27 protein-coding genes, 1 tRNA gene and 1 pseudogene are annotated in these 26,497 nt (G+C 71.4%); 10 read left to right on the top strand and 19 right to left on the bottom strand.

Annotated features, from left to right (window positions below; translation table 11 throughout):
- Positions 1–28: 28 nt before the first annotated feature.
- The 7 genes from EKG83_RS09685 to EKG83_RS09655 form a co-directional block, all read right to left on the bottom strand.
- Positions 29–784: a hypothetical protein gene (locus EKG83_RS09685; protein WP_033433649.1), complete on the bottom strand. Its 756-nt coding sequence runs from the start codon at positions 782–784 to the stop codon at positions 29–31.
- Positions 784–2,667 carry a KAP family P-loop NTPase fold protein gene (locus EKG83_RS09680; protein WP_033433648.1) on the bottom strand — a complete coding sequence of 628 codons (1,884 nt, stop codon included), beginning with the start codon at positions 2,665–2,667 and terminating at the stop codon, positions 784–786. Before EKG83_RS09680 ends, EKG83_RS09685 begins: the two co-directional genes overlap by 1 nt.
- A gap of 351 nt (positions 2,668–3,018) precedes the next feature.
- Positions 3,019–4,725: a relaxase/mobilization nuclease domain-containing protein gene (locus EKG83_RS09675; RefSeq protein WP_051766521.1), complete on the bottom strand. Its 1,707-nt coding sequence runs from the start codon at positions 4,723–4,725 to the stop codon at positions 3,019–3,021.
- Positions 4,722–5,084, bottom strand: coding sequence for a hypothetical protein (locus EKG83_RS09670; protein WP_033433645.1), 363 nt, complete (start codon positions 5,082–5,084; stop codon positions 4,722–4,724). Before EKG83_RS09670 ends, EKG83_RS09675 begins: the two co-directional genes overlap by 4 nt.
- 377 nt (positions 5,085–5,461) lie before the next feature.
- On the bottom strand, positions 5,462–6,568 hold the full coding sequence (locus EKG83_RS09665) for an AAA family ATPase (protein WP_170191915.1): 1,107 nt from the start codon (positions 6,566–6,568) through the stop codon (positions 5,462–5,464).
- Positions 6,569–6,647: 79 nt separating this feature from the next.
- The gene (locus tag EKG83_RS09660) at positions 6,648–6,875 is read right to left on the bottom strand and encodes a helix-turn-helix transcriptional regulator (RefSeq protein ID WP_033433685.1); all 228 of its coding nucleotides are present in this window, start codon (positions 6,873–6,875) and stop codon (positions 6,648–6,650) included.
- Positions 6,865–7,191: a helix-turn-helix transcriptional regulator gene (locus EKG83_RS09655; RefSeq protein WP_084716859.1), complete on the bottom strand. Its 327-nt coding sequence runs from the start codon at positions 7,189–7,191 to the stop codon at positions 6,865–6,867. The genes EKG83_RS09660 and EKG83_RS09655 overlap by 11 nt, the downstream gene beginning before the upstream one ends.
- A 40-nt stretch (positions 7,192–7,231) precedes the next feature.
- Between EKG83_RS09655 and EKG83_RS09650 the strand changes: the two genes are divergently transcribed.
- Positions 7,232–7,819: a hypothetical protein gene (locus tag EKG83_RS09650; RefSeq protein ID WP_051766520.1), complete on the top strand. Its 588-nt coding sequence runs from the start codon at positions 7,232–7,234 to the stop codon at positions 7,817–7,819.
- A gap of 19 nt (positions 7,820–7,838) precedes the next feature.
- Positions 7,839–9,008 carry a tyrosine-type recombinase/integrase gene (locus tag EKG83_RS09645; protein ID WP_033433642.1) on the top strand — a complete coding sequence of 390 codons (1,170 nt, stop codon included), beginning with the start codon at positions 7,839–7,841 and terminating at the stop codon, positions 9,006–9,008.
- A gap of 119 nt (positions 9,009–9,127) precedes the next feature.
- On the opposite strand, the gene EKG83_RS09640 is transcribed toward EKG83_RS09645, so the two are convergent.
- The 7 genes and pseudogenes from EKG83_RS09640 to EKG83_RS09610 form a co-directional block, all read right to left on the bottom strand.
- Positions 9,128–9,201, bottom strand: a tRNA-Pro gene (locus EKG83_RS09640).
- A 179-nt stretch (positions 9,202–9,380) separates the two neighbouring features.
- On the bottom strand, positions 9,381–10,487 hold the full coding sequence (locus EKG83_RS09635; protein WP_033433641.1) for a sensor histidine kinase: 1,107 nt from the start codon (positions 10,485–10,487) through the stop codon (positions 9,381–9,383).
- Positions 10,481–11,137 carry a response regulator gene (locus EKG83_RS09630; RefSeq protein ID WP_033433640.1) on the bottom strand — a complete coding sequence of 219 codons (657 nt, stop codon included), beginning with the start codon at positions 11,135–11,137 and terminating at the stop codon, positions 10,481–10,483. Before EKG83_RS09630 ends, EKG83_RS09635 begins: the two co-directional genes overlap by 7 nt.
- Before the next feature lie 21 nt (positions 11,138–11,158).
- Entirely contained in the window at positions 11,159–12,568 is a 1,410-nt protein-coding gene (gene der / locus EKG83_RS09625) for a ribosome biogenesis GTPase Der (protein ID WP_033433639.1), read from the bottom strand.
- A complete protein-coding gene (locus tag EKG83_RS09620; RefSeq protein WP_033433638.1) occupies positions 12,565–13,212 on the bottom strand; it encodes a lysophospholipid acyltransferase family protein in 648 nt (215 codons plus the stop codon). The genes der and EKG83_RS09620 overlap by 4 nt, the downstream gene beginning before the upstream one ends.
- Positions 13,209–13,937 (bottom strand): (d)CMP kinase, encoded by a 729-nt coding sequence (gene cmk / locus EKG83_RS09615; RefSeq protein WP_084716871.1) that lies wholly within the window; start codon positions 13,935–13,937, stop codon positions 13,209–13,211. The genes EKG83_RS09620 and cmk overlap by 4 nt, the downstream gene beginning before the upstream one ends.
- An 87-nt stretch (positions 13,938–14,024) precedes the next feature.
- Positions 14,025–15,119 (bottom strand): annotated as a pseudogene (locus tag EKG83_RS09610) (DUF1015 family protein); the annotation flags it as partial.
- Between the two features lie 17 nt (positions 15,120–15,136).
- On the opposite strand from EKG83_RS09610, the gene EKG83_RS09605 reads away from it, so the two are divergent.
- The 5 genes from EKG83_RS09605 (at position 15,137) to EKG83_RS09585 (ending at position 19,329) form a co-directional block, all read left to right on the top strand.
- Entirely contained in the window at positions 15,137–15,619 is a 483-nt protein-coding gene (locus EKG83_RS09605; RefSeq protein WP_033433637.1) for a cation:proton antiporter regulatory subunit, read from the top strand.
- A 5-nt stretch (positions 15,620–15,624) separates the two neighbouring features.
- Positions 15,625–16,806, top strand: coding sequence for a cation:proton antiporter (locus EKG83_RS09600; RefSeq protein ID WP_033433636.1), 1,182 nt, complete (start codon positions 15,625–15,627; stop codon positions 16,804–16,806).
- Between the two features lie 139 nt (positions 16,807–16,945).
- Positions 16,946–18,127, top strand: coding sequence for a S8 family serine peptidase (locus EKG83_RS09595; RefSeq protein WP_033433635.1), 1,182 nt, complete (start codon positions 16,946–16,948; stop codon positions 18,125–18,127).
- Positions 18,128–18,146: 19 nt separating this feature from the next.
- Complete coding sequence (locus EKG83_RS09590) at positions 18,147–18,380, top strand: hypothetical protein (protein ID WP_033433682.1); 234 nt, start codon at positions 18,147–18,149, stop codon at positions 18,378–18,380.
- 91 nt (positions 18,381–18,471) lie between these two features.
- Positions 18,472–19,329, top strand: a complete 858-nt coding sequence (locus tag EKG83_RS09585) for a mechanosensitive ion channel family protein (protein WP_084716858.1) — start codon at positions 18,472–18,474, stop codon at positions 19,327–19,329.
- A 901-nt stretch (positions 19,330–20,230) separates the two neighbouring features.
- Here EKG83_RS09585 and EKG83_RS09580 read toward each other — a convergent pair.
- Positions 20,231–20,797, bottom strand: a complete 567-nt coding sequence (locus tag EKG83_RS09580; RefSeq protein WP_033433634.1) for a hypothetical protein — start codon at positions 20,795–20,797, stop codon at positions 20,231–20,233.
- A gap of 621 nt (positions 20,798–21,418) precedes the next feature.
- Positions 21,419–21,754 (bottom strand): DUF6401 family natural product biosynthesis protein, encoded by a 336-nt coding sequence (locus tag EKG83_RS09575; protein ID WP_033433633.1) that lies wholly within the window; start codon positions 21,752–21,754, stop codon positions 21,419–21,421.
- Positions 21,755–21,858: 104 nt separating this feature from the next.
- Between EKG83_RS09575 and EKG83_RS09570 the strand changes: the two genes are divergently transcribed.
- Positions 21,859–22,341 carry a DUF6319 family protein gene (locus EKG83_RS09570; protein WP_084716857.1) on the top strand — a complete coding sequence of 161 codons (483 nt, stop codon included), beginning with the start codon at positions 21,859–21,861 and terminating at the stop codon, positions 22,339–22,341.
- Between the two features lie 37 nt (positions 22,342–22,378).
- Here EKG83_RS09570 and EKG83_RS09565 read toward each other — a convergent pair whose 3' ends face one another.
- Positions 22,379–23,335, bottom strand: coding sequence for a quinone oxidoreductase family protein (locus tag EKG83_RS09565; RefSeq protein WP_033433632.1), 957 nt, complete (start codon positions 23,333–23,335; stop codon positions 22,379–22,381).
- A 5-nt stretch (positions 23,336–23,340) separates the two neighbouring features.
- Positions 23,341–24,174, bottom strand: coding sequence for an SDR family NAD(P)-dependent oxidoreductase (locus tag EKG83_RS09560; protein WP_051766519.1), 834 nt, complete (start codon positions 24,172–24,174; stop codon positions 23,341–23,343).
- Between the two features lie 105 nt (positions 24,175–24,279).
- Here EKG83_RS09560 and fabG point away from each other — a divergent pair, with 105 nt between their 5' ends.
- Together fabG and EKG83_RS09550 are read left to right on the top strand one after the other, a co-directional pair.
- Complete coding sequence (gene fabG, locus EKG83_RS09555) at positions 24,280–25,041, top strand: 3-oxoacyl-ACP reductase FabG (protein WP_033433631.1); 762 nt, start codon at positions 24,280–24,282, stop codon at positions 25,039–25,041.
- A gap of 6 nt (positions 25,042–25,047) precedes the next feature.
- Entirely contained in the window at positions 25,048–25,500 is a 453-nt protein-coding gene (locus EKG83_RS09550; protein ID WP_033433630.1) for a MaoC family dehydratase, read from the top strand.
- Positions 25,501–25,549: 49 nt separating this feature from the next.
- On the opposite strand, the gene EKG83_RS09545 is transcribed toward EKG83_RS09550, so the two are convergent.
- Positions 25,550–26,473, bottom strand: a complete 924-nt coding sequence (locus EKG83_RS09545; RefSeq protein WP_033433629.1) for an NmrA/HSCARG family protein — start codon at positions 26,471–26,473, stop codon at positions 25,550–25,552.
- Positions 26,474–26,497 lie beyond the last annotated feature (24 nt).

Here is a 26,497-nt window from a genome sequence, read left to right as displayed (position 1 = left end):
GCAGTCAAGCGCAGAGTGAACCGAGGCATCAACTACCACCCCTCACGATGCCACGGAGTCGTTCAATACCGTCCTCCACAGCTCGACTGATTTCATCTTCAGTAACACCGTTCACCGACAGGTCCGCTTGGACAGCGATGAATTCCGCAGCGTCTCGGATGTCCTGCTCGGCCACGTCGGCCGACTCGTGGCCGTTGACCAGGTTCCCCGTCTCCACCAGCAGCGCCTCGGCGATGATCACCGCAATGGTCTGGCGGACCACCTCGTCGGGAGTTGGTCTGTAGCCACCCCGTTCCTGCTCCATCACCCACTCTGCTACATCCGCCGCCACATACCGCTGTTCGTGGTCTTCGATGCTGCTGTCCGGCGTACTGCAAGCCATGTTGACGATTCGACGCAGGACTTCAACGTCGTCTCCGAGACTCCGCAACTCCTCGTAATCCAGCCCCAAGCGTTGCAGGGTCGCCGCGTCACCCGTGCTGTACGCATAGGCGGCAGCTGCTGCACGCCCTGCGGTGCGAGCAGAGGCGGCGGTGGTGCGCTGCGGCCCTCCCGAGCCCCCGGAACCACCACCGCCTGGACCATCACCACCTCCACCACTCGCCCCCCGAGGACGGATCAGGTTGACGATGCGCTGGAGCGAAGCAGGGTCGAGCGGAGGCCGATCGCCGTTCTTCCGCGGTCCGTCAGGGCCTGAGAGGCCATCCAGGTACTTACGGACGGCGTCACGAACTGTCTTGCCGTCCTTGCCTCCGCTACCGGAGTAGGCGCCGCTGGTCCCCATCAGGCAGTACCTCGATCCGTAAGCACGCTGTCGATCGCCCGCTTGACCGGACCGTCGGGCAACTTGCCCTTCCAGGTCGTGAGGACGCTGCGAATGGGCGCGGAGTCGCTTGCTGTGAACTGGACCGGAGTGGCCATGGTGACCTCACTGGGAGGCAGCATCAGAAGGGCATCCCGGGCCGCGGTCGCCAGACCGGCCTGGAGCCTGGCGAGGCGCAGAACGGCATTGACACCCGCCTTCTGCTTGGTCGGCTGATCGCGCATCGTTCGCCCTATGTGGCGCAAGAGATCCGTAGCGTCGCCGTCGCCCAGTTCATTCAACTCGGGGTCAGTGACCGACCTCTGCTCGCGACGCGAGTCGGAGAGCAGGTTGGCCGCGATGTCGCGCAACCGCTCCGGCAGGCTGTCGTCGATCAGCGTGACGCCCGCGAAGCTTGCCGCCAGCGTCAGGTACGGCGACAGGTCGAGTCCGCGCAGTGGTGGTGCGAGCTTGGCCCACCGCACCATCGCCTGGGAGAACTGGCCTGAGGTGGCAGTCTTCGCACGTCGAGTCGATCCTGCACGTCGTGGTTGCGGAGGCGTGTCGACGGAGTCGGCGTCGCCCTGTTCATTCACGGAGGGTGCGCTGGCCAAGGCGGGACGCCCTGCCTCGTCCTCCAAGCGCTCCAAGTGGTCCCGCATCTCACCCTTGGCGAACCAGCCCAGCAAGAGCTGGAACTCGGTCTTCATCAGGGCTTCAAGAGTCATCAGCTTGGCGACGACGGCCGGGTCCAAGTCGATGCCCCGGCGAGCTGCCACGGATTGACGAACGCGCAGGTCGTTGAGGAAGCGCTTGATGTAGCGGGGGTTGCCCCGCAGCTTCTCGTACAGCAGCGGCGTCAGGCGCGCCGCGAAGGCCAACTGGTCGTCCATTGCCAACCCGTCGACCTGCCCGATGTCATCGATACCGCGGCCTTGCCGACGGATCTGGGCGCACCGCTCGATGAGCGTGGTGAGCTGGTCCGGCTTGGCAGCTGTCTGCATCTGGAGGAGGAGCAGGTAAGCCTGGGTGTCGAAGTGGCTCAGCGCCGGGAGCGGGATGGTGGTCTGAACGATCTTGTGCAGGTAGAGGGTGGCGGGGTCCTGCCGTTCCTCGTCGCTCTCGTCCGGTCGTCCGGTCGCTTTGAAACGGGTCCGGATGGCGTCCGCCACCCGCTCTTCGTCGGCAGCGATCACGAACGACATCTTCGGTACGGCCAGGAACAGGCGCATCGCCTCCAAGGTCTGCACGACCGTCTCAGGTAGGCAGCGGTCGAGGTCGTCCACCAGGACGACAACGGCCCGAATGTGCTTGAGGTCCTCAGAGGCCAGCAGTTCCTCGAACTCGTCCTTGAAGTCATCCAGGCCACGTACCGACTGCTTGTCCTCCTCCTTGGGCTTCACCAGTTCGACGAGCGCATCGAAATCCGGGATCTGCAAGGTCAACGAGGACTTGGCGGCCAACTTGATCGCCTTGGCCCAGTCGACGCGCTTGCTGAGCCGCGCCACGAGCCCCTTCGCCTTGTCGGTCTTGGTAGCCGACCTGTCGACCTCTCCGGCGAGTGCGTCCAACACCTCGGCGATGAGGCTCTCCTTGGCCCCCGTCGACGGGTCGTAACGCCAAGGATCGGTCTGGATGACCAGCACCTTCTGCTCGGATGTGCCTCGGCGGTCAAGCTCTTGGGCCACGAGGCCGAGCACCGTCGTCTTACCGCTTCCCCAACTACCGGACAGCCCGAGGGCGACGGGGTCGAGCGAGTCATCGAGCAAGGCGTCGGCGACAGTCTGGGCGACTGCATCGAAGGACAGCAGGTCTACGGTCGCAGGGTCATCCGACCAGAGGCCGGAAGGCAGGGATGCCGTCATACCACCTCCACCAAGTGACGCTGACGGAACTGCTCCGGTTGGAGCAAGAACGTTGACAGGCACTACACCCTGTGAGCAGCCTCCCGCGTTAGACCCCAAACGGGTGAACGCCCCGTGTAGCGATTCAGTAGCAGCTCTTACGACTCCACGCTGCCACTCTTGACATTTACGCTGGTGAGGAGTGTGCTACAAGAACGAGACCCCAGAACTCCCCTTGCCCACCTTCACTTTAGGTAGTCGGTCAGGCGCACCGCAGAAGGCGGGCGCGCTACAGACAGTGGAGGTCTTACCTTCGCCCTTTCGGCCCACGGTGTGCAGTCAGGTTGGGTACTGAATGCCACGCAGTTGCGGTCAGCGCTGCGGCCCCGCTCGCCTCGTCGAGTCGGGCAGAGTAGGTCGGTGAGGTCGTGTCGCTGTGCCACGAGGAAGGGGTGGCCGTCCCGATGGACCGGCGGACCGACCGATCGCAGTAGTCGATTGACGGAGTGTCGGTTGCTCCGGAGGCAGGTCGCTGCGGGCTGGGTGCCCTTCCAGAACAGCGATGGCGGTGCTGAGTTGGTAGCGGGCAGCCTCGCGGATGGCGCGATGCTCGGCGACCGCCTGCACGGCTGCGATGACTCGTAAGACAGCGACCACGACCAGGGCCAGAACGACCGGCGTGACATCGCGGACTCGGGCGGCGACACGGACAGCGTCGCCCAGCAGCCGCAGCGCCTCCTGCGCGGTGATGACTGGCGTCGACGGTCGCTTGGTACCCAGTGGACCGGCAAAGCTGGTTGTTGGGCCAGGGCGAGGAAGTTGGGCGGCCCGGGTGAGTTGGTCGTGGACCTTCTCCAGGAGTTCGTGCGGGTCATGGAGCCGGATTACGGCCACCAGGTCAGCGGAGCGCTCGACGAACAGGTGCCAGGTGCGTTGATCCAAGTCTGACGCTGGGACGGTGCCCTCTGCGGTGCCGGTGGCGGCTTCCACCGCGGCGCAGGCTCGGTTCAGCTCCCGCTGCAAGGTCTGCTCGCTCGTCCCGCCGGTGCGGTCCTGCGGGCCGACGGGGTGGTCGGTGATGTCACGCCACAGCCTCTGCTGTCTGCTGACGAGAAGCGGTCTGGAGTCAACCCAGCGGGCGCGGAGCCGCGGCAAGGACAGGTCGCGGCGCAGCGTCGAGCCAGCGAACCACAGCGGCTCAGGTTCTGGGCGGTCCTGCTCGACGGCGTGCTGCTCGGGACGTAAGGCGACCTTGTAGCCGGTGACCGGCCCGGTGCCGGGGCAGGCGGCGACCAGCACGCCACGGCGACGCAGGCCCAGTACGAACCCGATCTCGTCGGCGGCCTCGGCGGCCACGGCCGTGACGAGGTCGCGCAGCCGGTCCCTCTCGGTGCGTTGCCCGTTGGCGTCCGCGCGTACGAGTTCGATGCGCGAGGTGGGTTTGGAGCGTCCCTCGCCAGCTGGGGCGGTGCGGGTCCAGCTGCGTTCCCCCTCGACCTGGCGGCACCAGTCGCGCCACCGCAGGAAGTCGCGGTGCAGGTTGGCGACCCGGCCATCGCCTCGCACCACGTTGACCACGACGTGGACGTGGTCGTTGCGCTTGGTGGAGAGGCCGTGGTGGACCGCGACCCACCGACAGCCGCCCTGACCGTCGTCGTCGGCACCCAGACCCAGGGCTGCGATGCCGGACTCGACCAGCTCGTGCCACACCTCGTCCGGCAGCCGCTGCTGGGTGGGGCGCTTCCCGTCCTCGTCGGTGTGCGCCTCCGGCTGGGGTGGGTAGCCGGCGGTGGTGACGTCGGCGGGTGGGATGGACAGGACCACGTGGTAGACGTGACCGTCGGGTAGGTCCACCTGGTGCCCTACCATCAGGGCGTCCAGTTGCTGGGCCAGCCGTACGCGGCCTGGGGCGGTGGTCGCGTTTTCGCCCCAGGCCCCACCGCGTACCCAGTCGGGATCCCACGCCGCCACGACGTGCGGGTCGCGGTGCTCGTTGGAGCGGCCCCGGCCGAACAGGTAGCGCAGCAGCCCCAGGGTGTTGGAGCCGCGCTTGCCGCGGCCCGCGACCTCGGCGATCACCGCCCGGTCCCTCGGTGCCGGTCCACCGCGTCGAGCACCCGGTGCAGCTCGTCCAGGACCCGCTGGTGGTAGGTCAGCGCCGCCTGCAACTGCTGCTGGTCGACGACGTGGCCGCTGTCGGCTTGGCGAGCGAGCTGCTTGAGCGCGCTGCCCGACCGGGACAGCTTCACCGCGGCGGCTTCCCACTCGGCCACCCAGTACCGCTGCTGGTGCAGCGACCAGCCGTCGGGCTCACGCAGCCCGCACTCGACCAGGTACAGCGGCACCGACAACCTGGCCACCGCCGCCCGCACTTCCAACGCGGCCCGCACCATGACCGTGGTGCGGATGTTGATCCGGGTCTCAGCGCCTCCGCGCACACGCCGCTGCCGACGCACACCCTGCTTCCTCGTGCTCATCGTTCCCCCCGAAACGACAGGCGGGCTCCGGGGCCCGCTCGCTCTCAACGTCGAACGACTGGCTGGGCACTCCCCAGCCTTGCCTTGCCGATCTGTGCCCCGCCAAGTCGGCGCGGTCCGTGCAGCGCCCTGTGGTGTCGAGCCAGGCACCGTGCCGACCGGGCCAGCATCGGCTTCGCGCACGGCGCCTTGGCCGGCCTCGCTGCCGCGTCGGCCACCGCGCAGCCCTCGCCCGTCGCCGACGGCACGGGAGTGCCTTGGTCGATGGCGTGTGGGCTGCGCGGTAAGCCGGTGCCGTTTGGTCAGGACGCCCTTCGGGTGTCCTGATCTCTAGCTTGCTACGGCGGCGGATGGGCGTCGTCGTGCTGCGAAGAGCGCACGGAGGGAGCGAAGGGAGCGGTGTCGCCCGTACTGCTCCCTTCGCTCCCTTGTGTGCTCCCTTCGTGCCTTGTCGGGCTGATCCGCCACACCCAGCCGCCACCGAACTCGGCCTTCTCGGAGCGCACCTTGGCTCTGGTCTTGGCACGCTTCAGGGCGTCCTTGGAGAAGCTGGCCTGATGTCCTTCGTCCAACAACTCCAGCACCGGCGCCTCATCACCACGCTCCCTCAGGTAGTCGATGAGCCACGCGGCAGCATCGGCGCGCTCGTCCCCATCGTCGTACGCGGAGCGCTGGAGGAGGTCGACGACCGAGGCCGTCGAGTGCCCCTGCCAGACGATCCGACCGACTGCGGTCTCCCCTCCGTCGTCGGCCATGACGGTCGCTGAGATGGTCCTGTAGGACAGCGACGGGATGCTCGACACCGACACCACATTCGACTTGATGACCGACAGGACGTAGCTGTCCTTGTCCTCCGCAGCACATCCCAAGGCGTGCCGGACGACCTGTGTGTAGGCCCCGGCACCGCCGATGGCGTCGACCGGATCGACACCCGCTGTCGCCTTCCGGAAGTGCCCGATGCCCAGGACAGTCGTGCCGGTCTGCTGCGCCAGGAGCCTCAACTTCTCCAACTGCGGGCGCACGACGGAGTTGTCGTTGAGCTGTCCGGACAGGGACGAGTTGAGCGCGTCCAGCACGAGGAGAGCGGGCCTCCACGCCTCGACCACCTCACGCACCGCGTCCAGGTCGAGGTTGACGATGAGCGGCGTGCCGTCGGGTGAATTACCGTAGACGACGTCGACCAGGTGCAGCCGCTGCGGGTCTCCCTTGGCCGCGATGAACCGGGCCTTGAGCGTGGATTCCGAGTCCTCCGTGACGGAGTAGAGGACGTGTTGCGGCTCGCCGGTGAAGTCGCCGTCGAGCTGTCCCGTGGTCAATCTCGCCGCCAGGTCTACGACGACGGTGCTCTTGCCGATGCCGGGTTTGCCGACCAGCAGGGCGACCTCGCCGACGGGTAGGTAGTCCCGCCACGCGAACCGCGTCTGCCTGATGTCGACCTCGTGCACCGTCCTCACCCGCAGGCGCCGGGTCGGTGGTTCGTCGTGCGCGCCAGGCGGAGTTTGTCCACCGAACTCAGCCATGGCGTCAGTCCCCCGCGGACAGCGCGCGCACGAGCGACTCCGTGATCACCATGATCCGACCGCCGTACTTGGCCACCTTGGCGGGGAACTCGTCGCGGGCGACGAGCTCGTACGCCTTGCTGCGGCTCATCCCGAACGCCGTCGCGGCGGTCGGGACGTCCACGGCGGGCGGCCACGTCGCCTTGATCTCCGCCAGGGTTGGACGCCGCTCGGGGGCATGCCTACTCCCCATCGCGGCCATCCCCTTGCTGCTCCCGCTCGACCAGGCGAGCGAGGAAGGCGTGGTACGCGGCGATGTTGCGCCCACGCGGCAGCCGATCCCCCGTCTCCCAGCGGTGCACAGTGGACGGCGTGACTTCGCAGTCCTGCGCGACCAGCGCTTGGCTGAGGCCGGCATCGACGCGGAGCCGACGCGTTCTACCAGTACGGATCCAGTTCTGAAGCTCGGCGGAGCGGTCCGCCAGAGTCTTCCCCCCGATAGACATGCCGACCACGGTACGCGAACGGTCTTTACTCATGCCGCAGCCATGGCATACCTTGTTGGTCATCCAAGGCACTGACGAGGAAGGAGGTGCGTATCGTTCTGCCGTGCCTCGCCTACCGAAGAACTTCCGGATCGCCTGGGTGTCGGTCGACGTGTTGCCGCCCGATGGCTATCTGCCGCTGACGCCTGACAGCGCCATCCCGGTTCGCTTCCAAGCCAACTTCGTGTTGGAGGAGCCGGACGTCGCGGCGACGATGGAGGTGTTCGTCGGCCCCGACCTCCGGCCGGTCGTGCTGTCGGTAACGGTGAGGGGCAAGGCGACGGCACCGGTCACGACGGGGGTCATGAGGCAGATCCTCATTGACCAGATGACGCGTGCGGCGGTCGAGAAAGCGACGGTGCCCGCCTCCGTGCGGGACGAGTGGCTGGCGACCCTGCCGCCCGGGATCCAGCCGGTCGAGCAGCGTGGAGCCTCGTTGCCGGACGCGGATGAACGCATCCGCAACCAGGCCGACGACGACGCCCGGCGCGCGGCGCGGATCTACTCCGACGCCGTGGCAGCCGGCAACAGGGCACCCGCGGTGGCCGTGGCCAACGTGATGAACAGGTCGCGGACGCAGGCGGCGCGGTACATCCGCAGGGCCCGTGAACTCGGATTGCTGCCCCCTCTGGGCTCGTCGGAGGGGGCCTGAACTAAGGAGCTGCAAGCTCGTGGGGGACCCGATCAAGAAGATCGAGTTGAAGGACGGCACGACGAGGTACCGGTTCGTGATCGACATCGGGCGCGACCCGGCGACCGGCAAGCGCAGGCAGCTCACCAAGACCTACGACACCAAGAAGGAAGCCCGCGCCGAGTACGCGAAGGTCAAGCACCAGACCGACGAGGGGACGTTCGTCGGGCCGGACAAGACCACCGTGTCGGCGTGGCTGGACACCTGGTTGAAGTCCACGACGGTCGATGTCGAGAAGGCCACCGCCGCCAACTACGCCGACGCGCTGCTGCCGGTGCGGGAGCGACTCGGCGGGAAGCGGCTCCAGGACGTCACCGAGGAGGACGTGGACGAACTGGTGAGCTGGATGCTCACCTCCGGTCGCAAGCGCGGCGGGAAGGTCGGCAGCGGTCTCAGCGTCCGGTCCGTCCAGCTCACGCTGGGGCGCTTCAGGTCATCGTTGAACGTGGCGATGCGGCGCAGGTTGGTGGTCCGCAACGTCGCCCAGTACACGCAGATCCCGCGTGAGGCGCGGCGCAAGGCGGCGGCCGCGGCAGCCCAGCGGGTGCCCTGGAGTGAGACGGAGGTGAGACAGTTCCTGGCCTCGATCCGCGACCACCGGCTCCACGCGCCCGTGCTCCTGGCGCTGATCGGGATGCGTCCGGCCGAGGTCTGCGGGCTCAGGTGGAGCGCCGTCGACCTGGAGGCCGGGACGTTGTCGGTCGAGCTGACGCGCACGCTGGTCGAGGGCGAAGTCGAGGAGAAGGGGCCGAAGTCGGAGAAGGGCAAGCGCAAGCTCCCGCTCCCCAAGCCCCTGCACGCCGCACTGAAGGCGTTCAAGGCTCGGCAGGCCGCAGAGGCGATCAGGGCCGGTGAGCTGTACGAGCGGTCCGGGTTCGTGCTGGTCGACGAGCTGGGACAGCCTTGGAAGACCGATCGACTCCGGCGGGCCATCTACAAGCTGATGGCCGAGGCGAAGGTCAGGAAGGTCCGGCCCTACGACGCCCGCCACGCCTGCCTGACGTACCTGGCCACTTCGGGCGTCCCCGATGTGATCGTCAGCGCTTGGGCGGGCCATGCGGACCTCAGCTTCACCAAGCGGGTCTACATCCACCCGAACGTCGAGCACCTGCGCCAGGCAGCGGACCAGCTCGACGAACTCCTGGGCTGAACAAGCAGTACGAGCGTTCGTGAGAAATTGTGAGATAGCGCTGCCCTGAAACGGGTCAGGGCCTTGTCTCACCGAAGTGATCCAAGGCCCTGACCTGGGCTTTCGCCCTCTATCGACCGTCGGGACGACAGGATTTGAACCTGCGACCCCTTGACCCCCAGTCAAGTGCGCTACCAAACTGCGCCACGTCCCGGCCACACCCCCCGTTGTGGGGTGCTCGCATAGCTTAGCGCACCCCCGAGAGGCCCCCTACGCGACCCCCCGACTTGGTCGCGTAGGGCGTTCTACCAGCGGTTACGGCGGAGACCCGCTCGTGGCGGGCCTCCGCGTTCCCCTCGGCCAGGCCGCTCCCCCTCGCCGACGTCCGACCCACTATGCGGTCGTCCGACTGTGTGCACTACCGCCAAAAGTCGAGTCGTCTTGTGATGGGGTTGAGGGGAGGGTCGCTTCCAGGGTGAAGCTGCCGTCCGTTCGGGCTGTGGTGGTCAGCTTGCCGCCTGCCAGGGTGACTCGTTCCTGCAAGCCGTGCAGGCCGTGGCCTCCCGAGGTGGGGGGTGCGGGGGTGGTGGGGGGACCGTTGGTCACGGTGATGGTCAGGTGGTCCCTGTTGTGGGTCAGCAGCACCTCTGCGGGGGCACCCGGGGCGTGTTTGGTGACGTTGGTCAGCGCTTCCTGGATCACGCGGTAGGCGGCTCGGCCTGTTGACGGGGGTGGCGCATCCGTGGTCCGGTCCTGGTAGGCGACCGCGAGACCTGCGGCTCTTGCCCTGTCGACCAGGTGGGGGATTCCTTCGTACCCCGGGATCGGCTCGGTGTTGAGCAGGCCCAGGGCTGCTCGCATCTCGGCCAGTGCCTCCTTGGCCAGACCTCGCAGGCGCAGCGCCGCTTCTCGGGTCTCCGCGTCTTCCGTGGTGGCGGCCAGGGCTGCCGACTCGACCGCTATCAGGGTGGCGTGGTGGCCCACCGCGTCGTGGATCTCTCGGGCGATCCTGGCTCGTTCCGACGCTTTGGCGCTCTCCTCGCGCGCCTCCAGCTCGGCCGTCCTGGCCCGCGAGGCTTCCGTCAGGCTCGCGGTCAGCTTTCGCCTGGTGGTGATCAGGGCTCCCAACGCCGCGGGGGCGCCTGCCATGAACAGGGCGAAGGCGAACGTCAGGAACGCGGCGTTGGGGGGCAGGGCCTCGTGCACCACCACGAAAGTCGCCGGGACGGTGGTGGCCGCGGCTACCCAGGAGATCATTACTGGTGGGCTCGTCTTGCGGCCCACTCGGTACATCGCCACCACCGTCGGTGGCCAGCCCAAACCTCCTACCAGCGCCGGCAGGCACAGCAGGGCGGTCAGGGACGGGTTCCGGCGTCGTAGTGGCAGCGCCGCGCAGGCGATCAGGGCCGCCGGGACCGACCAGGTGAACGGGACGCCGCCCGCCATCAGCACCATGGCCGCGGGCACGGTGACCACCAGCAGTTCCAGGAGGATCACCACGCGTCCACCTGGTGTGCCACCAGGGCCGCCTGGACGCGGTTCTCCACCCCGAGTTTCGTCAGGACCGTGGAGACGTAGCTCTTGACCGTCGCCTCGCTCAGGCCCAGTTCCGCGGCTATGGCGCTGTTCGGCCTGCCGTGGGCCACCAGGGCCAGCACCTGCCGCTCGCGGGCGCTCAGGCCGTCCAGCAGCGGGTTGCCGCGCGTCCTCACCGCCCGCAGCCTGGGCAGCAGGCGGGCGGTGATCCTCGGGTCCAGCACCGCGCCGCCCGCGGCCAGGTCGAGCACCGCTCGTACCAGGGCGTCGGGCTCCGCGTCCTTCAGCAGGAAGCCCTGGGCGCCCAGGTCGAGCGCGGTGGCCACGTAGTCGTCCAGGTCGAACGTGGTCAGCACGGCCAGCGCGGGCGGGTCCGGCCAGGTCAGCAGTTCGCGCAGCGCCACCAGGCCGTCGACGCCCGGCATCTGCACGTCGACCAGCGCGACGTCCGGGTGGTGCCGGCGCACGACCTCCAGCAGGCCCGCGCCGTCGGCGGCCTCGGCCACCACCTCGACCCGGCCGTCCGCTTCGAGCAGCACCTTGAGCCCCCGACGGAGCAGCGCCTCGTCGTCGGCCAGGACCAGTCGCACCGGCACGTGGTCAGGCAACCGCATCCGGCGGGCCGGGGCAACCGATCACTTCTTCGGGCGCTTCTCCCGCACGCGCACGGAGATCCGCACCGGGCTGCCCTGGAAGCCGAACTCCTCGCGCAGCTTGCGCTCGATGAACCGCCGGTAGCCCGCCTCCAGGAAACCGGTGGTGAACAGCACGAACGTGGGCGGCCGGGTGGCGGCCTGGGTGGCGAACAGGACCTTGGGCTGCTTGCCGCCGCGCACGGGCGGCGGGGTGGCCGCGACCAGGTCGTTCAGCCAGGCGTTGAGCCGGCCGGTGGGCACCCGGGTGTCCCACGAGTCCAGCGCGGTGCGCAGCGCCGGGGCGAGCTTGCGCACCGCGCGACCGGTGAGCGCCGAGATGTTCACCCGCTCGGCCCACGGCACCCGGACCAGGCCGCGCTCCAGCTCGCGCACCATGGCGTGCCGCCGGTCCTCGTCCACCAGGTCCCACTTGTTGAACGCCAGCACGCAGGCGCGCCCGGACTCGACCACCGTGGTCAGCACGCGCAGGTCCTGCTCGCTGATCGGCTCGGACGCGTCCAGCAGCACGATCGCCACCTCGGCCGACTCGATCGCGGCCTTGGTGCGCAGCGACGCGTAGTACTCCGCGCCGGAGGCGAAGTTCACCCGTTTGCGCAGGCCGGCGGTGTCGACGAAGCGCCACACCTCGTCGTCGAGCTCGACCAGCGAGTCGACCGGGTCGACGGTGGTGCCCGCGGTGGCGTCGACGACCGACCTGTTCTCGCCGGTGAGGCGGTTGAGCAGGGACGACTTGCCGACGTTGGGCCTGCCGACCAGGGCGACCCGGCGCGGCCCGCCGCGGTGGGCCTCGAACGTCTCGCGCGGGGTCTCCGGCAGGGCGTCGAGGATCTTGTCGAGCATGTCGCCGGAGCCGCGGCCGTGCAGGCCGGACACCGGGATCGGCTCGCCCAGGCCCAGCGACCACAGGGAGGCCACGTCGGCCGACAGGCGCTCGTCGTCGACCTTGTTCGCGACCAGCAGCACGGGCCGCTTGGACCGGCGCAGCAGCTTCACCGCGGCCTCGTCGGTGGTGGTGGCGCCGACCGTGGCGTCGACCACGAACAGGATGGCGTCCGCGGTCTGCATGGCCAGCTCGGCCTGCGCGGCCACGGAGGCCATCATGCCGGTGGCGTCGGGCTCCCAGCCGCCGGTGTCGACCACGGTGAACTTGCGGCCGTTCCACAGCGCGTCGTAGGCGACCCGGTCGCGGGTCACGCCCGGCACGTCCTGCACGACCGCCTCGCGGCGGCCGATGATGCGGTTGACCAGGGTCGACTTGCCGACGTTGGGCCTGCCGACCACGGCCAGCACGGGCTGCGGCGGCGCGGCGGAACCCTCGTCGCCCAGCCCCTCGTCGTCGAACGCGGTCCACTCGGACTCGTCCGCCCAGGTGCCGTCCAAGTCCGTCATCGTGCTTCTCCTCGTTGGCTGTCGAGCTCGGCCACCAGGGTGGCCAAGCGGTCGCGGACCTGCTCGGTGGCCTTCGCGAGCCCCTGCCGACCCTTGTCGGCGGGCAGCTCGAACGGCTCGCCCACGAGCACGTCCACCGCGGGCCGGAACCTCCGCCCGGCCCCGGGCGGGCGCAGGGTGCCGCGGCAGGCGATCGGCACGACCACCGCGCCGGTCGACCGGGCGAGCCAGGCCGCGCCCTGCTGGGCCTCGGCCACGTCGCCCGCGCCGCGCGTGCCCTCCGGGAACACGCCGATCACGCCGCCGTCGCGCAGCACCGCCTGCGCGGCCAGCAGCGGTGCCCGGTCGGGCACGCCCCGGCGCACGGCGAGCTGGCCGATGGCGCGCAGCAGCGTGCCCACCACGCCCTTGAACATCTCCTGCTTGATCAGGAACGTCACCCGGCGGGGCACCACGCCGAACAGGATCGGCCCGTCCAGCCCGGAGCTGTGGTTGGCCACCACCACGACCGGTCCGGTGGGCGGCACCCGCTCGGCGCCGCGCACGCGGGTCCGGGTGAACGCCGCGCGGAACGGCCGGCGCGCGATCCAGCGGGCGAAGTCGTGCAGGCGGGGCCGCGCGCCCCCCGGGAGCTGGTCGCTCACCGGCGCACCCGCCCGCTCGGCTGCGCCAGCAGGTCGCGCGCGTCCACCAGCTCCAGCAGCGCCGCCAGCACGCCCGCCAGGTCCAGCGACGTGGTGTCGAGCACCACGGCGTCGTCGGCGGCGCGCAGCGGCGACACCGCGCGTGACGAGTCGTGGGCGTCGCGCCGCCGCACGTCGGCCAGGATGGCGACCGGGTCGACCGCCCGGCCGGACGCGGCGTCCTGCTTGGCGCGGCGCTGGGCGCGGGCCTCGGCGTCGGCGGTGATGTAGACCTTCAGCGCGGCGTCGGGGACGACGACCGTGCCGATGTCGCGGCCCTCGACCACGATGCCGCCCGCCTCGGCCAGGGCGGCGGCGATGATGTCGCGCTGCTGCCCGACCACGAGCTCGCGCACCGCGGGCACGGCCGAGACCGCCGACACCGCGCGGGTGACCTCGGGGCCGCGGATCTCGGTGCCGACGTCCTCGCCGTCCAGGTGCGTGGTGGAGCGGTCGGGGTCGGCTGCCTGGACGACCTCGGCGCGGCGGACGACCGCGAGCACGGCGTCGTCGTCGGCCGGGTCGACGCCGGCGCGCAGCACGGCCAGCGTCACCGCCCGGTACATGGCGCCGGTGTCCAGGTAGCGCGCGCCCAGGGTCGCCGCGAGCCGGCGCGCGACCGAGGACTTGCCGGTGCCGGACGGCCCGTCGAGGGCCACCACGCCACGCAGCTCACCGTGTGCCACCGGGTCGTCCTCCTCAACGCGACTGCGGTCGTCAACCCCGCAATTGTGCCTGGTGCGAGGCGTCACACCCGCACCAGGTGGCAGCTCCAGGTCGGCCAGCAGCAGACCGCTGCGCGGCTTGGGCGTGAAGTAGGTGCTCTTGCGCGGCATCCGACCGCCCGCGGCGTGCACGGCCAGCACCTCCGCCGGCGGCACCGGGGCGATCAGCAGCAGCAGGTCGGCGTCGGCGGCCTCGTCGGTCACCGGCCGCACGTGCGGCCCCTCCGGGTCCAGGCCCAGCGCCTCGGCCAGCAGCACGGATTCCACGAACGCGTGGTCCACGCCCCCGGCGGGCAGCGGGACGGCCACCGCGCCGTCGCCGGCCACCGCCACCACCACCCCCGGCGACGGGCGCGTGCCCCGGGCCACCGGCGTCACCGCCAGCCCGAGCGCCCGCCACGCCGCCGCGGCGCGCGCCGCGGTGAGCCCGGTGCCCGACACGGCGCGGTGGATCGGGCCCACGCGCAGGTCCGGGCCCGCGGTGACCAGCGCGAGCAGCCCCGGCATCCCGGCCGCGGCGGCGACCCGGTGGTTGCCGTCGGCGACCATGAGCGGGTGCTCGCCCGCGGCGGCCAGCAGGGCGTCCTGCCGCTCACCGGGCCCCTCCAGCCACAGCCGGTGCCGCCGCCCGCCGGGGTCGACCACCGACGCCGCGGGTTCCCCGTCGAACTCCGCGACCAGGCCGGTCAGCGACACGTCCCGGCCGACCGGCACCAGCATCGCCGCGCTGGTCGCGCAGCCCAGGCCGGCCAGCACGCGGGCCCGCTCGGCGACGACGCCGGGGTAGACGTCCTCGGTGTGGCCGACCGCCGCCGGGTCCGCCACGCACAGCAGGCCCCAGGCGGTGCCGTCCGGGCCGTCCACGCGGTAGGGCGCCACCACGTCGCGCACCTCGCGGTAGGCGGTGGCGCGCAGCCGGGCCAGCTCGGCGCGGGCCCGCGGCAGCGCGTCGACCGCCGACTCGCCCGCGGCCAGCGCGGCGGGCGTGCGGTGCGGGTGCTGCACGGCCAGCAGCGTGCCGGTCCGCGCGCGGGCCAGGGCGGCCACGACCCGCTCCGGTTCGGCGAACTCGTCCACGTCCGGCCCCGGCACGCCGTCCCGAACCACCCATCCCCGACTTATCGGGCGCACCCGAGAACTCACCCGTCTAGGATCGCACCGTGAACGTCGAGGTAACGCCGCTCCCGGGCATCGGCACCCGCCAGGACTTCATGATCCGCGCCGGCCGCCGCATCGGTGTCATCACCCACCGCGACGGCAAGTTCGAGCTGATCCTGTCCCGACGGGACGACCCCGACGACTGCATGGCATCCATAGCCCTCACCCCGGCCGAGGCCGCCACGCTGGCGGGCCTGCTGGGCGCGCCGCAACTGGTCGCGCACCTGGACGAGCAGCACCGCGACGTGGCGGGCGTGTCCACCCGGCAGTTCCCGGTCATCCCCGGCTCCCGGTTCGACGGCCGCCCGCTGGCCGAGACCGAGCTGCGCACCCGCACCGGCGCGTCGATCGTGGCCGTGGTGCGCTCGGGCGCGGTGCACCCCTCGCCGCGCCCGGACTTCGTGTTCGCGGGCGGCGACCTGGTCGTGGTCGTGGGCACCGCCGAGGGCCTGACCGCCGCCGGCGACCTGCTGGGCGGTGGCTGAGCACCTTGCACAGCACAGCAATCGCGCTGGTCCAGCTCGGCGCGGTCTTCTTCGGCCTGGGCCTGCTCGGCAAGATGGCGTGGCGGATCGGCATCTCCCCGATCCCGCTCTACCTGATCGGCGGCCTCGCGTTCGGCGAGGGCGGCCTGATCCCCCTGCACGGCATCGAGGACTTCGCGCACCTGTCCAGCGAGATCGGCGTGGTCCTCCTGCTGCTCCTGCTCGGCCTGGAGTACTCGGCGGCCGAGCTGATGACCGGCCTGAAGCGGTCGTGGACGGCCGGCGTGGTGGACATCGTGCTCAACGCCGCGCCCGGCGCGGTCGCCGCGCTGGTGCTGGGCTGGGGCCCGGTCGGCGCGCTGGCGATGGCCGGCGTCACCTACATCTCCTCCTCCGGGATCATCGCCAAGGTGCTCGGCGACCTGGGCCGGCTGGGCAACCGGGAGACCCCGGTGGTGCTGTCGGTGCTGGTGTTCGAGGACCTGGCGATGGCGGTCTACCTGCCGATCCTGACCGCCGTGCTGGCGGGCGTGAGCTTCCTGGGCGGGCTGAGCGCGGTGGGCATCTCGCTCGCCGCCATCACCGTGGTCCTGGTCGTCGCGCTCAAGTTCGGCCGCTACGTCTCCGCGCTGGTCGACAGCCCCGACCCCGAGGTGTTCCTGCTCAAGGTGCTGGGCGCGGCGCTGCTGGTGGCGGGCCTGGCCTCGCAGCTGCAGGTGTCGGCGGCGGTCGGCGCGTTCCTGCTGGGCATCGCGATCTCCGGGTCCACCGCGGAGAACGCCACCCGGATGCTGGAGCCGCTGCGGGACCTGTTCGCGGCGATGTTCTTCGTGGTGTTCGGGCTGAACACCGACCCGGCGTCGATCCCGCCCGTGCTGGGCCTGGCGGTGGCCCTGGCGGTGGTGACCTCGGCGACCAAGGTGGCCACCGGCTGGTGGGCCGCGAGGCGCCAGGGCATCGGCCGGATGGGTCGCGCCCGCGCGGGCGCCGCGCTCGTGGCGCGCGGCGAGTTCTCCATCGTCATCGCCTCGCTCACGGTGTCCTCCGGCGCGGTCGACGGGCGGCTGGCGGCGCTGGCCACGGCGTACGTGCTGCTCATGGCGGTGCTGGGCCCGGTGGCGGCCCGCGTGGTCGAGCCGATCGCCAAGTTCACCCGAAGGCGTGATGAGCAGGCGACAACGGCCTGACCTGTATTTATCGGCCCCCCGGCCCCTCCAGTACTGCGTACGGACCACGCCTTCACGGATTCCAACCCGTACGGGCGCTTGAGCGCGGGCGTGGTCCGGCGCTACACCTGACAGCCGCCAAACCCCGGAGGGGGTCGTCATGTCACAGCCAACGGGCACCGAGACCACGGGGCGCTACCTGGTGCTCCTCGAAGACCGGTCGGTCGCGGCCGGCGCACTGGAGATGAACCGGGTCGCCGGGATCAGCGCCGCCAGCACCGCCGACCGGCCCACCGCGGCCGACCTCGCCGCCACCGACGGCGTCATCTTCCAGGACCTGGGCGTCGCGGTGGTCGACGCGACGCCGGAGCAGGTCGCCCAGCTCTCCCGCGCCGCCGAGTCGACCGGCCCGATCTCCGTGGTCGAGGCCGAGCGGGTGGTGCAGGCTTACACCTCCACCGAGCAGGCCGCCGCGGCCGCGGTCGACGAGTCCGTGTTCACGTGGGGCCTGCAGGCCGTGGGCGCCAGCATCTGCGCGGCCACCGGCAAGGGCGTGCGCCTCGCCGTGCTCGACACCGGCTTCACCGTGGCGCACCCCGACTTCGCGGGCCGCACCGTGGTCACCCAGTCGTTCATCCAGGGCGAGACCGTGGACGACGCGCACGGCCACGGCACGCACTGCATCGGCACCGCGGGCGGCCCGCGCAAGCCCGCCGCCGGTCCCGGCTACGGCGTCGCGCCCGAGGTCGAGATCTACGCGGGCAAGGTGCTGTCCAACGCGGGCAGCGGCACGGACAGCGGCATCCTGGCCGGCATCGAGTGGGCCGTCACCAACGGGTGCGCGGTCATCTCCATGTCGCTGGGCGCGGCCGTGCGGCCGAACACGCCGTACTCGCAGATCTTCGAGCAGGCCGCCACGCGCGCCATCGCCCGCGGGTCGCTCATCGTCGCCGCCGCGGGCAACGAGAGCAGGCGGCCGGGCGCGGTCAACCCGGTCGGCCACCCGGCCAACTGCCCGTCGATCCTGTCCGTCGGCGCGATCGACGTGAGCCGGGCCATCGCGCCGTTCTCCTGCGGCACGGTCGACACCATCGGCCAGGTCGACCTGGTCGGGCCGGGCATGGACATCTACTCCAGCTGGAACACCGACTCCGGCAAGGGGCTCTACAAGCGCATCGCGGGCACCAGCATGGCCACGCCGCACGTCGCGGGCGTGGCGGCCCTGCTGGCGGAGAAGTACGGCGCCCGCGGCTGGGAGCTGTGGGCGCGGCTGGCGCAGTCCGGCCGTCGACTGGGGTTGCCTTCCACGGACGTGGGTGGAGGATTGGTGCAGGCTCCCTGAGGACGCGTTGGAGGCGACCGTGGCAACTGCTCGGCACAAGGTGGTTGTCTCGGTCGCCGACGACGGGTTGGCCGACCTGCCCGCCGTGGTCTCGGCGCTGCGCGACGCCGGGATGCACGTCGACGACGTGATGGAGACGCTGGGCGTGGTCACCGGATCGGTTGACCCCCAGGCGAGTGGTGTGCTCGGTACCGTGCCCGGTGTCGCCACCGTCGAAGTGGAGCGGGAGGTGGGTCTTCCCCCCGGCGAGTGACACTTCCACGGCGGGCTGACGACAGGTTTGGCGGGGAGACCTCGGGTAACCGGATCGACGGGACAACCCTCGTCCGAGGAGGTCGAAGACGATGACGGAACTGCTCGTGGCGCAGGGCATCGGTGACGCCACCGGTGACGCCCTGCGCTCGGTGGTCACCTTCGTGCCCAAGCTCGTCGGGTTCCTGCTCGTGCTGCTCATCGGGTGGGTCGTCGCCCGACTCCTGCGCACGGCGGTGAACAAGGTGCTGGAGCGCGTGCACTTCGACCGCGCCGTCCAGCGCGGCGGGATCGGCGACGCCCTGGCCCGCTCCAAGTTCGACGCCTCGGGCCTGGTCGCGCAGATCGTGTACTACGCGGTGCTGCTGATCGCCCTCCAGATCGCGTTCGGCCTGTTCGGCTCGAACCCGGTGAGCGACCTGCTGACCGCCATCGTCGCCTGGCTGCCGCGGGCGATCGTGGCCATCGTGATCGTCGTGGTGGCCGCGGCCGTCGCGAGCGCGGTGCGCGACCTGACCGGCCGCGCGCTGGGCGGGCTGTCCTACGGGCCGGTGCTGGGCAAGGTCGCCTCGTGGTTCATCATCGGGCTGGGCGTCATCGCGGCGCTGAACCAGATCGGCGTGGCCACCACGGTCACCACGCCCATCCTGATCGCGATCCTGGCGACGGTCGGCGGAATCCTGGTGGTCGGCGTCGGCGGCGGGTTGGTGCGGCCGATGCAGCAGCGGTGGGAGGGGTGGCTGAGCCGGGCCGAGCAGGAGGCGCCGCAGGCCAGGGCCCACGCGGAGGCGTACCAGCGCGGGCGTGAGGACGTGCAGCGGACGCAGGCCCCGGCCGGGCAGACGCAGCGGGTGACCGAGACGCCGGCGCACGCGGCCTCCATGCCCACGCCGCCGGTGGGGATGCCGGTGCAGCAGCCCCAGTACCCGCCGCAGGACCCGGCTCGGTAGGGCCGGGGTCGACTGGTCCGGGCTCGGCGGAGTCGGGCTCGTCGGGTCCGGGAGGTCCGGGCGAGCACGCGGTGCCGGGGTCCCCTGGGCGGGCGGGGTGGGCGTCGTCGCCGGTCGGGCTGCCGACCCCGAGCCCGGCGAAGGCGCCGCGCCGGCCGGTGGCGTGGCAGGCCCGGTAGCGCCCGACGGGGAACGCGGTGCGGGCGTGGGGGAGGTCGACGTCGCCGAAGCCGTGGTCCCCGAGCGGGGCGACCCGGACGGCGCGCGGTTCGGTGCGGCCGTGTCCTCGGTCCTCGAAGACCGGGCAGGGCATGTCGTCCCCGGGCGGCGAATCGGGGTGGGGGTAGCCCCTCGGCCGGCATGACGCAACGCCGCCGGCAGGTGCACCCCGCTGCCACCGGCCCGACCGAACGTCCCGGCCACCGACTTGCCGTCCACCGCCACCGCCACCGACGGCACCGGACACCGGACACCGGACAGGACGACAAGGCGGACACGGCACTCCCCGGACCATGCGACACAGACACTCACATGATCACCCCGGAGCGCCGTGCCCACCCGCATTCAAACCCTGAACAGCACAAACTACTTTGCCGGAACCCTGCCCGCCCAGGGGACCCCTGCTTTCATTTTGCCGGCGAGGTCCGACAATCCCGGCGGCGAACGTTCACCGGCTTCCGTCCATCGATTTCAGCCGGGATCATCCGGTTATTCGGCGATCAGTCGAATGGATCTTTTTCATCCTGCGGCGACGCGGTTTCCCGGGGAACAGAACACAGCCTCGCCGGGCTGACGGGCGCTGAGAGTCTCGGCTTGCAGCGGCGTGTGCCGCGTTGTCGCGGGTCGCGGGTCGCGGAGACAGCCTCGTGCGCGATCAGGGAGGGGAACCGCCTTTCCCGCTTCAGGGGAGGATTTCCAGGGTCGCGGGGCCGGTGAGGCTGTCGATGCCGGTAGTGGCGCAGGCGGTGAGACTCAGGCTGGGCAGGGTGACCACGCGGGTGGCCGTGCTCCCCTCCCCCAACCCGGCGGTCACCGTGCCTACGGAGGTAGTCACCTTGGTGCCGTTGGCGAGGGTCGCCACCGTCGAGCTGAAGAAGGTGACCGTGCTGCTCTGCCCGGTGTTCCAGGTGTAGGTCCGGGTGCTGGTGTTGGTGGGCGGGACGAGAGCGAGCACGCAGCTCTGAGGGCTGGTCGCGGTGTGGGTGCTCGTGGCGCTGCTGACACCGGCGAGCGAAGAGCAGTTGAAGTTCTCGGTGCTCTTGGTCTTCGTGTTCCGGGTCGTGTTGGTCAGCGGAGGGGCGTAGTCGGTCGTCTGCGCACCAGCGCACACGATGCCCACCGGTGCGGGCGCAGCGGCCAGATCGCTCAGGGCAGTCGGTTCGGCGGCGGCGGTGCCGGAGCCGAGGCCGAGCACGAGGGTCAGGGGTGCGGCGAGGACGACAAAAATGCGCTTCATGGCCGGTTCCATTCCGCCTGGGTTCCGCAGCGTCCTGTCAGGCACATGTGGCGCGGTACCCGGGAGCTTCATTGTTGGTCGGATCTCCGGGAGGGCGCTCCGACGTCGACGGCGGAGTCGACCCTTCACCCTGGTAGTCGCTCCGACGGGTGTCGATGTCACACCAATTCCACGCCGAACCTCAACTTCACCCGATTGCCCCAACCCCGCCCCACGGACATTTCTCGAAAATGAACGTTTTTCATCCTGGTCGGGGTGCATTGACGGACAAGGGGGCCACGAACCGGCGATCGTCGGCGTGTCGGTGCCGCACCGCCGTTGTCACACCGGACGCCGACCTTCGTCTCCGGCCCGGTCCGCCCCCACCGCCGACGGTCCAGCTCGGCGTGGCGCAGGCCCGACCCGGGACGGCAGGCGCTGCGCGGGGCGAAACGCCGGATGCACGAGGTGAACCCGCAGATGATCGCCTCGCCGGACGGCAGGATCCCGCGGGTGTCCGGCCGCCTGGCCAAGGCCGTCCACGTCCTGCAGAACCACGAGGTCGCCGCAAGGTGAAAAAGGTTCAATCACCTCGAAAGCGGCGGTCCGCCGCTGCCGCGGCCGGCGGGTGGACGGGTCGGCACCACCACGGGGTCAAGCTCCCAGCGCCGGCTCCTCGCGCCTCGCCAGGTGGCACACCGCGGCCAGTCTCAGGGTCGTCCAGTCGGCGTTCGCCCAGTCCACGATGGCGGGCAACCGCCACCCCTGCTCCACCGCCTCGTCCAGCACGCCCCTCGCGTACCCGGCCAGCAGCACCGCCCCGGCGGCCACCGCCGAGGCCGACACGCCGTGCGCCAGGATGTCGCGCACCGCCGCTCCGTGCTGGTCCACGGCAGCCAGCACGCCCGGTGCCAGCACCACCGCGATGCCGAGCTGGTCGCTCAACCGGTCCAGGAACCGGCGAGCGGAGAAGTCCCTCCACACGCTCACAAGGCCGACACCCTACGCTGTGCGGGGCAATCGACCCACCCTCGAACAGGTGTTCTACGATCACGGCGGGTCGAGCCGGATGCGCAGAGAGGAACCACAGGATCGTGCAGGCGGACACGCTCGCAGAGCAGGAAGTGAAGGTGGACGCCGAGGCGCCCGCCGCCGCGCCCGTGCAGGAGGAGGTCGCAGCCGTGCCCCAGGAGCAGCCCCGGGTCGAGGAGCAGCCCAAGGCCCAGGAGCCCAAGACCCAGGAGCCCAAGACCGACGAGGCCGAGGCCAAGCCGGCCAAGCGCCCCAAGTCGACGGCGAAGAAGACCCGCACGGTGGAGCTGACGCTGACCGTGACCGGCACCGCGGACGGCGAGTGGCAGGCCGACCTGGTGCACGGCACCAAGCGGGTCGTGCAGGGCCTGAGCATCTCGGCCGCCGCGGTGGCGCGGGCGGCCAAGGAGCTGCACGAGGACATCGCGGGCGGCATCGAGGAGGTCATCGAGACGGCCCGCGCCCAGCACCGCACCCGCATGGAGGAGCTGGAGGCCGAGCTGGCCCGGGTCAAGGCGGCCCTGGCCGAGCTCAGCGACGACTGACGGGGGCGAGGGGGCCGCGGCGAGCGGCCCCCCAGCCTCAGCGCGACGGGTCGAGCACCAGCTTGCCGGTGGTGCGCCGGGCCCGCAGGTCCTCGTGCGCCCGGCGCACCTCGGACAGCCCGTACTCCCCGCCCGGCACGGCCCGCAGCTCGCCCGCCAGCACCAGGTCGAACAGCTCCGCCATGGCCCGGTGCACGACCCGGCCGGGCAGCTTGAACGCGTGCGGCAGCCACATGCCCGCCACCGCGGTGGACCGCACCAGCAGCTTGCCGGGCGCGATGGGCGACGGCTGCTCGCGGCTCGCCATCCCGTAGAACCCCAGCCGCCCGAACGGCGCCAGCGCCGCCACGCTCTGGTCGGTCACCGCGCCGCCGGTCATGTCCAGCACGACGTCGACCCGCCGGCCGCCGTTGGCCTCGCGCAGCGCCCCGGTCATGTCCGGCGCGGTGGAGTCGACCGCGACGTCCGCGCCCAGCTCCAGGGCCAGCGCGCGCTTCTCCTCGGTGCTCGCCGTGGCGATGACGCGCCCGGCGCCCCACTTCTTCGCCAGCTGCACGGCCAGCGACCCGACCCCGCCGGCGGCGGCGTGCACGACGACGCTCTCCCCCGGCTCCATGTGCGTGCTGCGGCGCAGCAGCAGCCAGGCGGTGGCGCCCTGCACGACCAAGCTCAACGCGGTCAGGTCGTCCACGCCGTCGGGCACGTCGAAGGCGGTGGCCCCCGGCACCACGGCCTTCTGCGCGTACCCGCCGCCGCCCGCGGTCAGGGCGACCACGCGCCGCGCGCCGGCCGTGCCGACGACCTCGCCGCCGGGCACCAGCGGCAGCTCCATCTTCGACAGGTAGCTGTTCTCGGCCTGGTGCGTGTCGGCGTAGTTCAGGCCCGCGCGGCTGACGTCGACGAGGATTTCACCCGGTCCGGCGACGGGGTCGGGCAGCTCGACCTCGGTCAGGACCTCCGGTCCGCCGAACTCGGTGATCTGGACGGCTCGCACGGGGCTCAGCTCTCCTTGCCGGTGGTGGGGACGTCGGGGGTGGCCGAGACGTCGTGGTGGAAGGTGACGCGCTCGCCGGTGGCCGTGCGCGGTCCGGGCGGGTTGGGGAACCTGAACGGCGCGCTCGGCCGGCCGGCCTGCACGAACCAGCATTCACCGGGCCGGCCGTCCCGCAACACGGCGACGAAGGCGTCCACCACGTCCTCCACGCCGAGCACGGGCATCCCGGCGGACTCCAGCGCGTCGCGGAAGCCGGAGATGATGTCGGTGTCGGCGAACGACGGGCACACCGCGTTGACCGTGACGCCCTCGGCGGCCAGCACCGGGCCCAGGCCGCGCACCAGGCCGACCACGGCGGCCTTGTTGGCGCCGTAGAGGGGGTCGATCGGCATGGCCATCAGACCTGCCATGCTGGCGGTGGCCACGATCCGACCGCCGCGCTCGCGCAGCGCGGGCAGGGCCGCGTGGACGCCGTAGACGACGCCGTCGAGGTTGATGCCCATGACGTTGCGGTACCGCTCGGGGTCGAAGTCGTCACCGAGGCCGAACCCGGTGCCGATGCCCGCGTTGAGCACGGCGAAGTCCAGGCCGCCGAAGCGCGACACGGCCAGTTCGACGGCCGCCGCCGACTGCGCCGGGTCCCGGACGTCGCAGTGCGCGTACGCGCCGCCGACCTCCGCGGCCACCGCCTCGCCGCGCGCGTCGTCCACGTCCGCGACCACGACGGACGCGCCGCCCGCGGCGAGGCGGCGGGCCACCCCCGCCCCGATCCCGTTGGCGGCTCCGGTGACCAGCGCGACCTTGCCCGAGAACTCCACCGCGTCTCCCCTGTTGGACATTCCGACCAGTCGGTATGCTTCCCGCGCCCGACGCTGGCGTCAAGGCGACCGCGCGGGTAGGTTACTAAGCGGTTGCTTAGGCCCGCAGATCAAGGAGGACCAACCGTGGTCGACACCAACGCACGGGTGGCGATCGTCACCGGCGCCGCGCGGGGCATCGGAGCCGCGGTGGCCACGCGGCTCGCCCGGGACGGCCTCGCCGTCGCCGTGCTCGACCTCGACGAGGGCAGCTGCGCCGAGACCGTCGAGGAGATCCGCGCGGCCGGCGGCACGGCCCTGGCGGTGGGCGTGGACGTCAGCGACGCCACGGCGGTCGACGCGGCGGTGCGGCGCGTGGCCGACGAGCTCGGCGCGCCGACCGTCCTGGTCAACAACGCGGGCATCCTGCGCGACAACCTGCTGTTCAAGATGACCGACGACGACTGGGACGCGGTCATCGGCGTGCACCTGCGCGGGTCGTTCCTGATGAGCCGGGCGGTGCAGGCGTTCCAGACCAAGGCGGGCTGGGGCCGGATCGTGAACATGTCCAGCACCTCCGCGCTGGGCAACCGGGGCCAGGCGAACTACGCGGCCGCCAAGGCGGGCCTCCAGGGCTTCACCAAGACGCTGGCGATCGAGCTGGGCAAGTTCGGCGTCACGGTCAACGCGATCGCGCCGGGCTTCATCGCCACCGACATGACCGCCGCCACCGCCGCCCGCGTCGGCGTGGACTTCGAGGACTTCAAGAAGGGCGCGGCGGCCGCCATCCCGGTCGGCCGGGTCGGCACCCCCGAGGACATCGCGCACACCGCCTCGTTCCTCGTCAGCGAGGGCGCCGGGTTCGTCTCCGGCCAGGTCATCTACGTCGCCGGCGGACCGAAGGACTGACAAGCCATGCGCGTGTTCGCGAACCTCGACGAGTTCGCCGCCACCAAGGGCGAGCACCTGGGCTTCGGCGAGTGGCACGAGGTCACCCAGGACGAGATCAACCTGTTCGCCGACGCCACCGGCGACCACCAGTGGATCCACGTCGACCTGGAGAAGGCGGCCGCGGGCCCGTTCGGCGCGCCCGTCGCCCACGGCTACCTCACCCTGTCGCTGATCCCCATGCTGGTCCGGGACGTCTACACCGTCCAGGGCCTGAAGATGGGCGTCAACTACGGCCTGAACAAGGTCCGCTTCCCCAGCCCCGTGGTCGTCGGCTCGCGCGTGCGCGCCGGCGCCGAGCTGGTCGAGGTGGCCGACGTGGCGCAGGGCAAGCAGGCCGTGGTGCGGGTGACCGTCGAGATCGACGGCAACCCCAAGCCCGGCTGCGTGGCCGAGACCGTCGTGCTGCTGGTCGCCTGAGCAACCCCCTCGGCGCCCGGCGCCCCCGGGCGCCGAGGGGGCTTCCACTTCAGGCGTCGGCCCGCACGCGCTCCTCCGCCCACGCCCCGAAACCGGTGAGCCGGATGCCGAACTCCGCCGCGTGGTGCGGGCGGGCCGGCTGGCCCGCCACGTTCAGCCACTCGTGCGAGGCGCCCATCCCCGGCATCCCGGCGGCGAAAGCCTCCTCCTCGGTCATGTCCGGCGCGGACAGCGGCACGCCCAGGACGCGGGAGAGGACTTCGGCGACCCCCGCCATCGACAGGTGGTCGCCCGCCAGCTCCAGCTCGACCCCGTGGAACCGCTCCGGTTCGGCGACGGCCGCCGCGGCCGCCCGACCGATGTCGTCCACCGCCACCAGGGACAGCCGGGTGTCGGGCTTGACGAGGCTCACCAGGCCGCCCTCGACGCCGCGCGGGAACAGGAATTTCATGGAGGGCAGGAAGTTCTCCATGAAGAAGGCCGGCTTGAGCAACGTCCAGCGGGGGAAGCCGGCCGCGCGGACGTGGTCCTGGATCGCGGTCTTGGCGCCGAGGGTCGGTTCCATCGACGCCCAGCGGCCCTCGGCCCAGCCGGGGACCCCGGTGTGCTGACCGGCGCCGCTGACCGAGGTGTGCACGAACTGCTCCACCCCGGCGGCCTTCGCGCCCTCGACGAGGTTGATCCCCCAGACCACCTCGGTCGCGAAGTCGAAGCCCTCCCCGGTGAACGGGGGCATCTGCACGGAGAACACCGCGCGGGCACCCTCGGCGGCCCGGACCACGGAGTCGCGGTCGCCCAGGTCGCCGGCGACCAGCTCGGCGCCCAGCGCCTCGACGGCCCTGGCCCGGTCACCGCCCGGGTCGCGCACCAGGGCGCGGACGGGGACGCCCGCCGCGAGCAGGGCGCGGGCGGTGGCACCGCCCTGCCTGCCGGTGGCACCGGTGACCAGGACGGGGGCGGAATCGGCGGACATGGCACTCCTCGGGGACTCGACCAC

Origin of the sequence: Saccharothrix syringae (assembly GCF_009498035.1) — a bacterium.
Lineage (GTDB): Bacteria > Actinomycetota > Actinomycetes > Mycobacteriales > Pseudonocardiaceae > Actinosynnema > Actinosynnema syringae.
This window is presented reverse-complemented; position numbering and strand designations above follow the sequence as displayed.

Excerpts from the sequence above, each read along its gene's own strand:
- EKG83_RS09685 (WP_033433649.1), bottom strand. The coding sequence starts at position 784 with ATGGGGACCAGCGGCGCCTACTCCGGTAGCGGAGGCAAGGACGGCAAG.
- EKG83_RS09680 (WP_033433648.1), bottom strand. The coding sequence starts at position 2,667 with ATGACGGCATCCCTGCCTTCCGGCCTCTGGTCGGATGACCCTGCGACC.
- EKG83_RS09660 (WP_033433685.1), bottom strand. The coding sequence starts at position 6,875 with ATGGGGAGTAGGCATGCCCCCGAGCGGCGTCCAACCCTGGCGGAGATC.
- EKG83_RS09655 (WP_084716859.1), bottom strand. The coding sequence starts at position 7,191 with ATGACCAACAAGGTATGCCATGGCTGCGGCATGAGTAAAGACCGTTCG.
- EKG83_RS09630 (WP_033433640.1), bottom strand. The coding sequence starts at position 11,137 with ATGCGGTTGCCTGACCACGTGCCGGTGCGACTGGTCCTGGCCGACGAC.
- der (WP_033433639.1), bottom strand. The coding sequence starts at position 12,568 with ATGACGGACTTGGACGGCACCTGGGCGGACGAGTCCGAGTGGACCGCG.
- EKG83_RS09595 (WP_033433635.1), top strand. The coding sequence starts at position 16,946 with ATGTCACAGCCAACGGGCACCGAGACCACGGGGCGCTACCTGGTGCTC.
- EKG83_RS09585 (WP_084716858.1), top strand. The coding sequence starts at position 18,472 with ATGACGGAACTGCTCGTGGCGCAGGGCATCGGTGACGCCACCGGTGAC.
- EKG83_RS09580 (WP_033433634.1), bottom strand. The coding sequence starts at position 20,797 with ATGGAACCGGCCATGAAGCGCATTTTTGTCGTCCTCGCCGCACCCCTG.
- EKG83_RS09560 (WP_051766519.1), bottom strand. The coding sequence starts at position 24,174 with ATGTCCAACAGGGGAGACGCGGTGGAGTTCTCGGGCAAGGTCGCGCTG.
- EKG83_RS09550 (WP_033433630.1), top strand. The coding sequence starts at position 25,048 with ATGCGCGTGTTCGCGAACCTCGACGAGTTCGCCGCCACCAAGGGCGAG.
- EKG83_RS09545 (WP_033433629.1), bottom strand. The coding sequence starts at position 26,473 with ATGTCCGCCGATTCCGCCCCCGTCCTGGTCACCGGTGCCACCGGCAGG.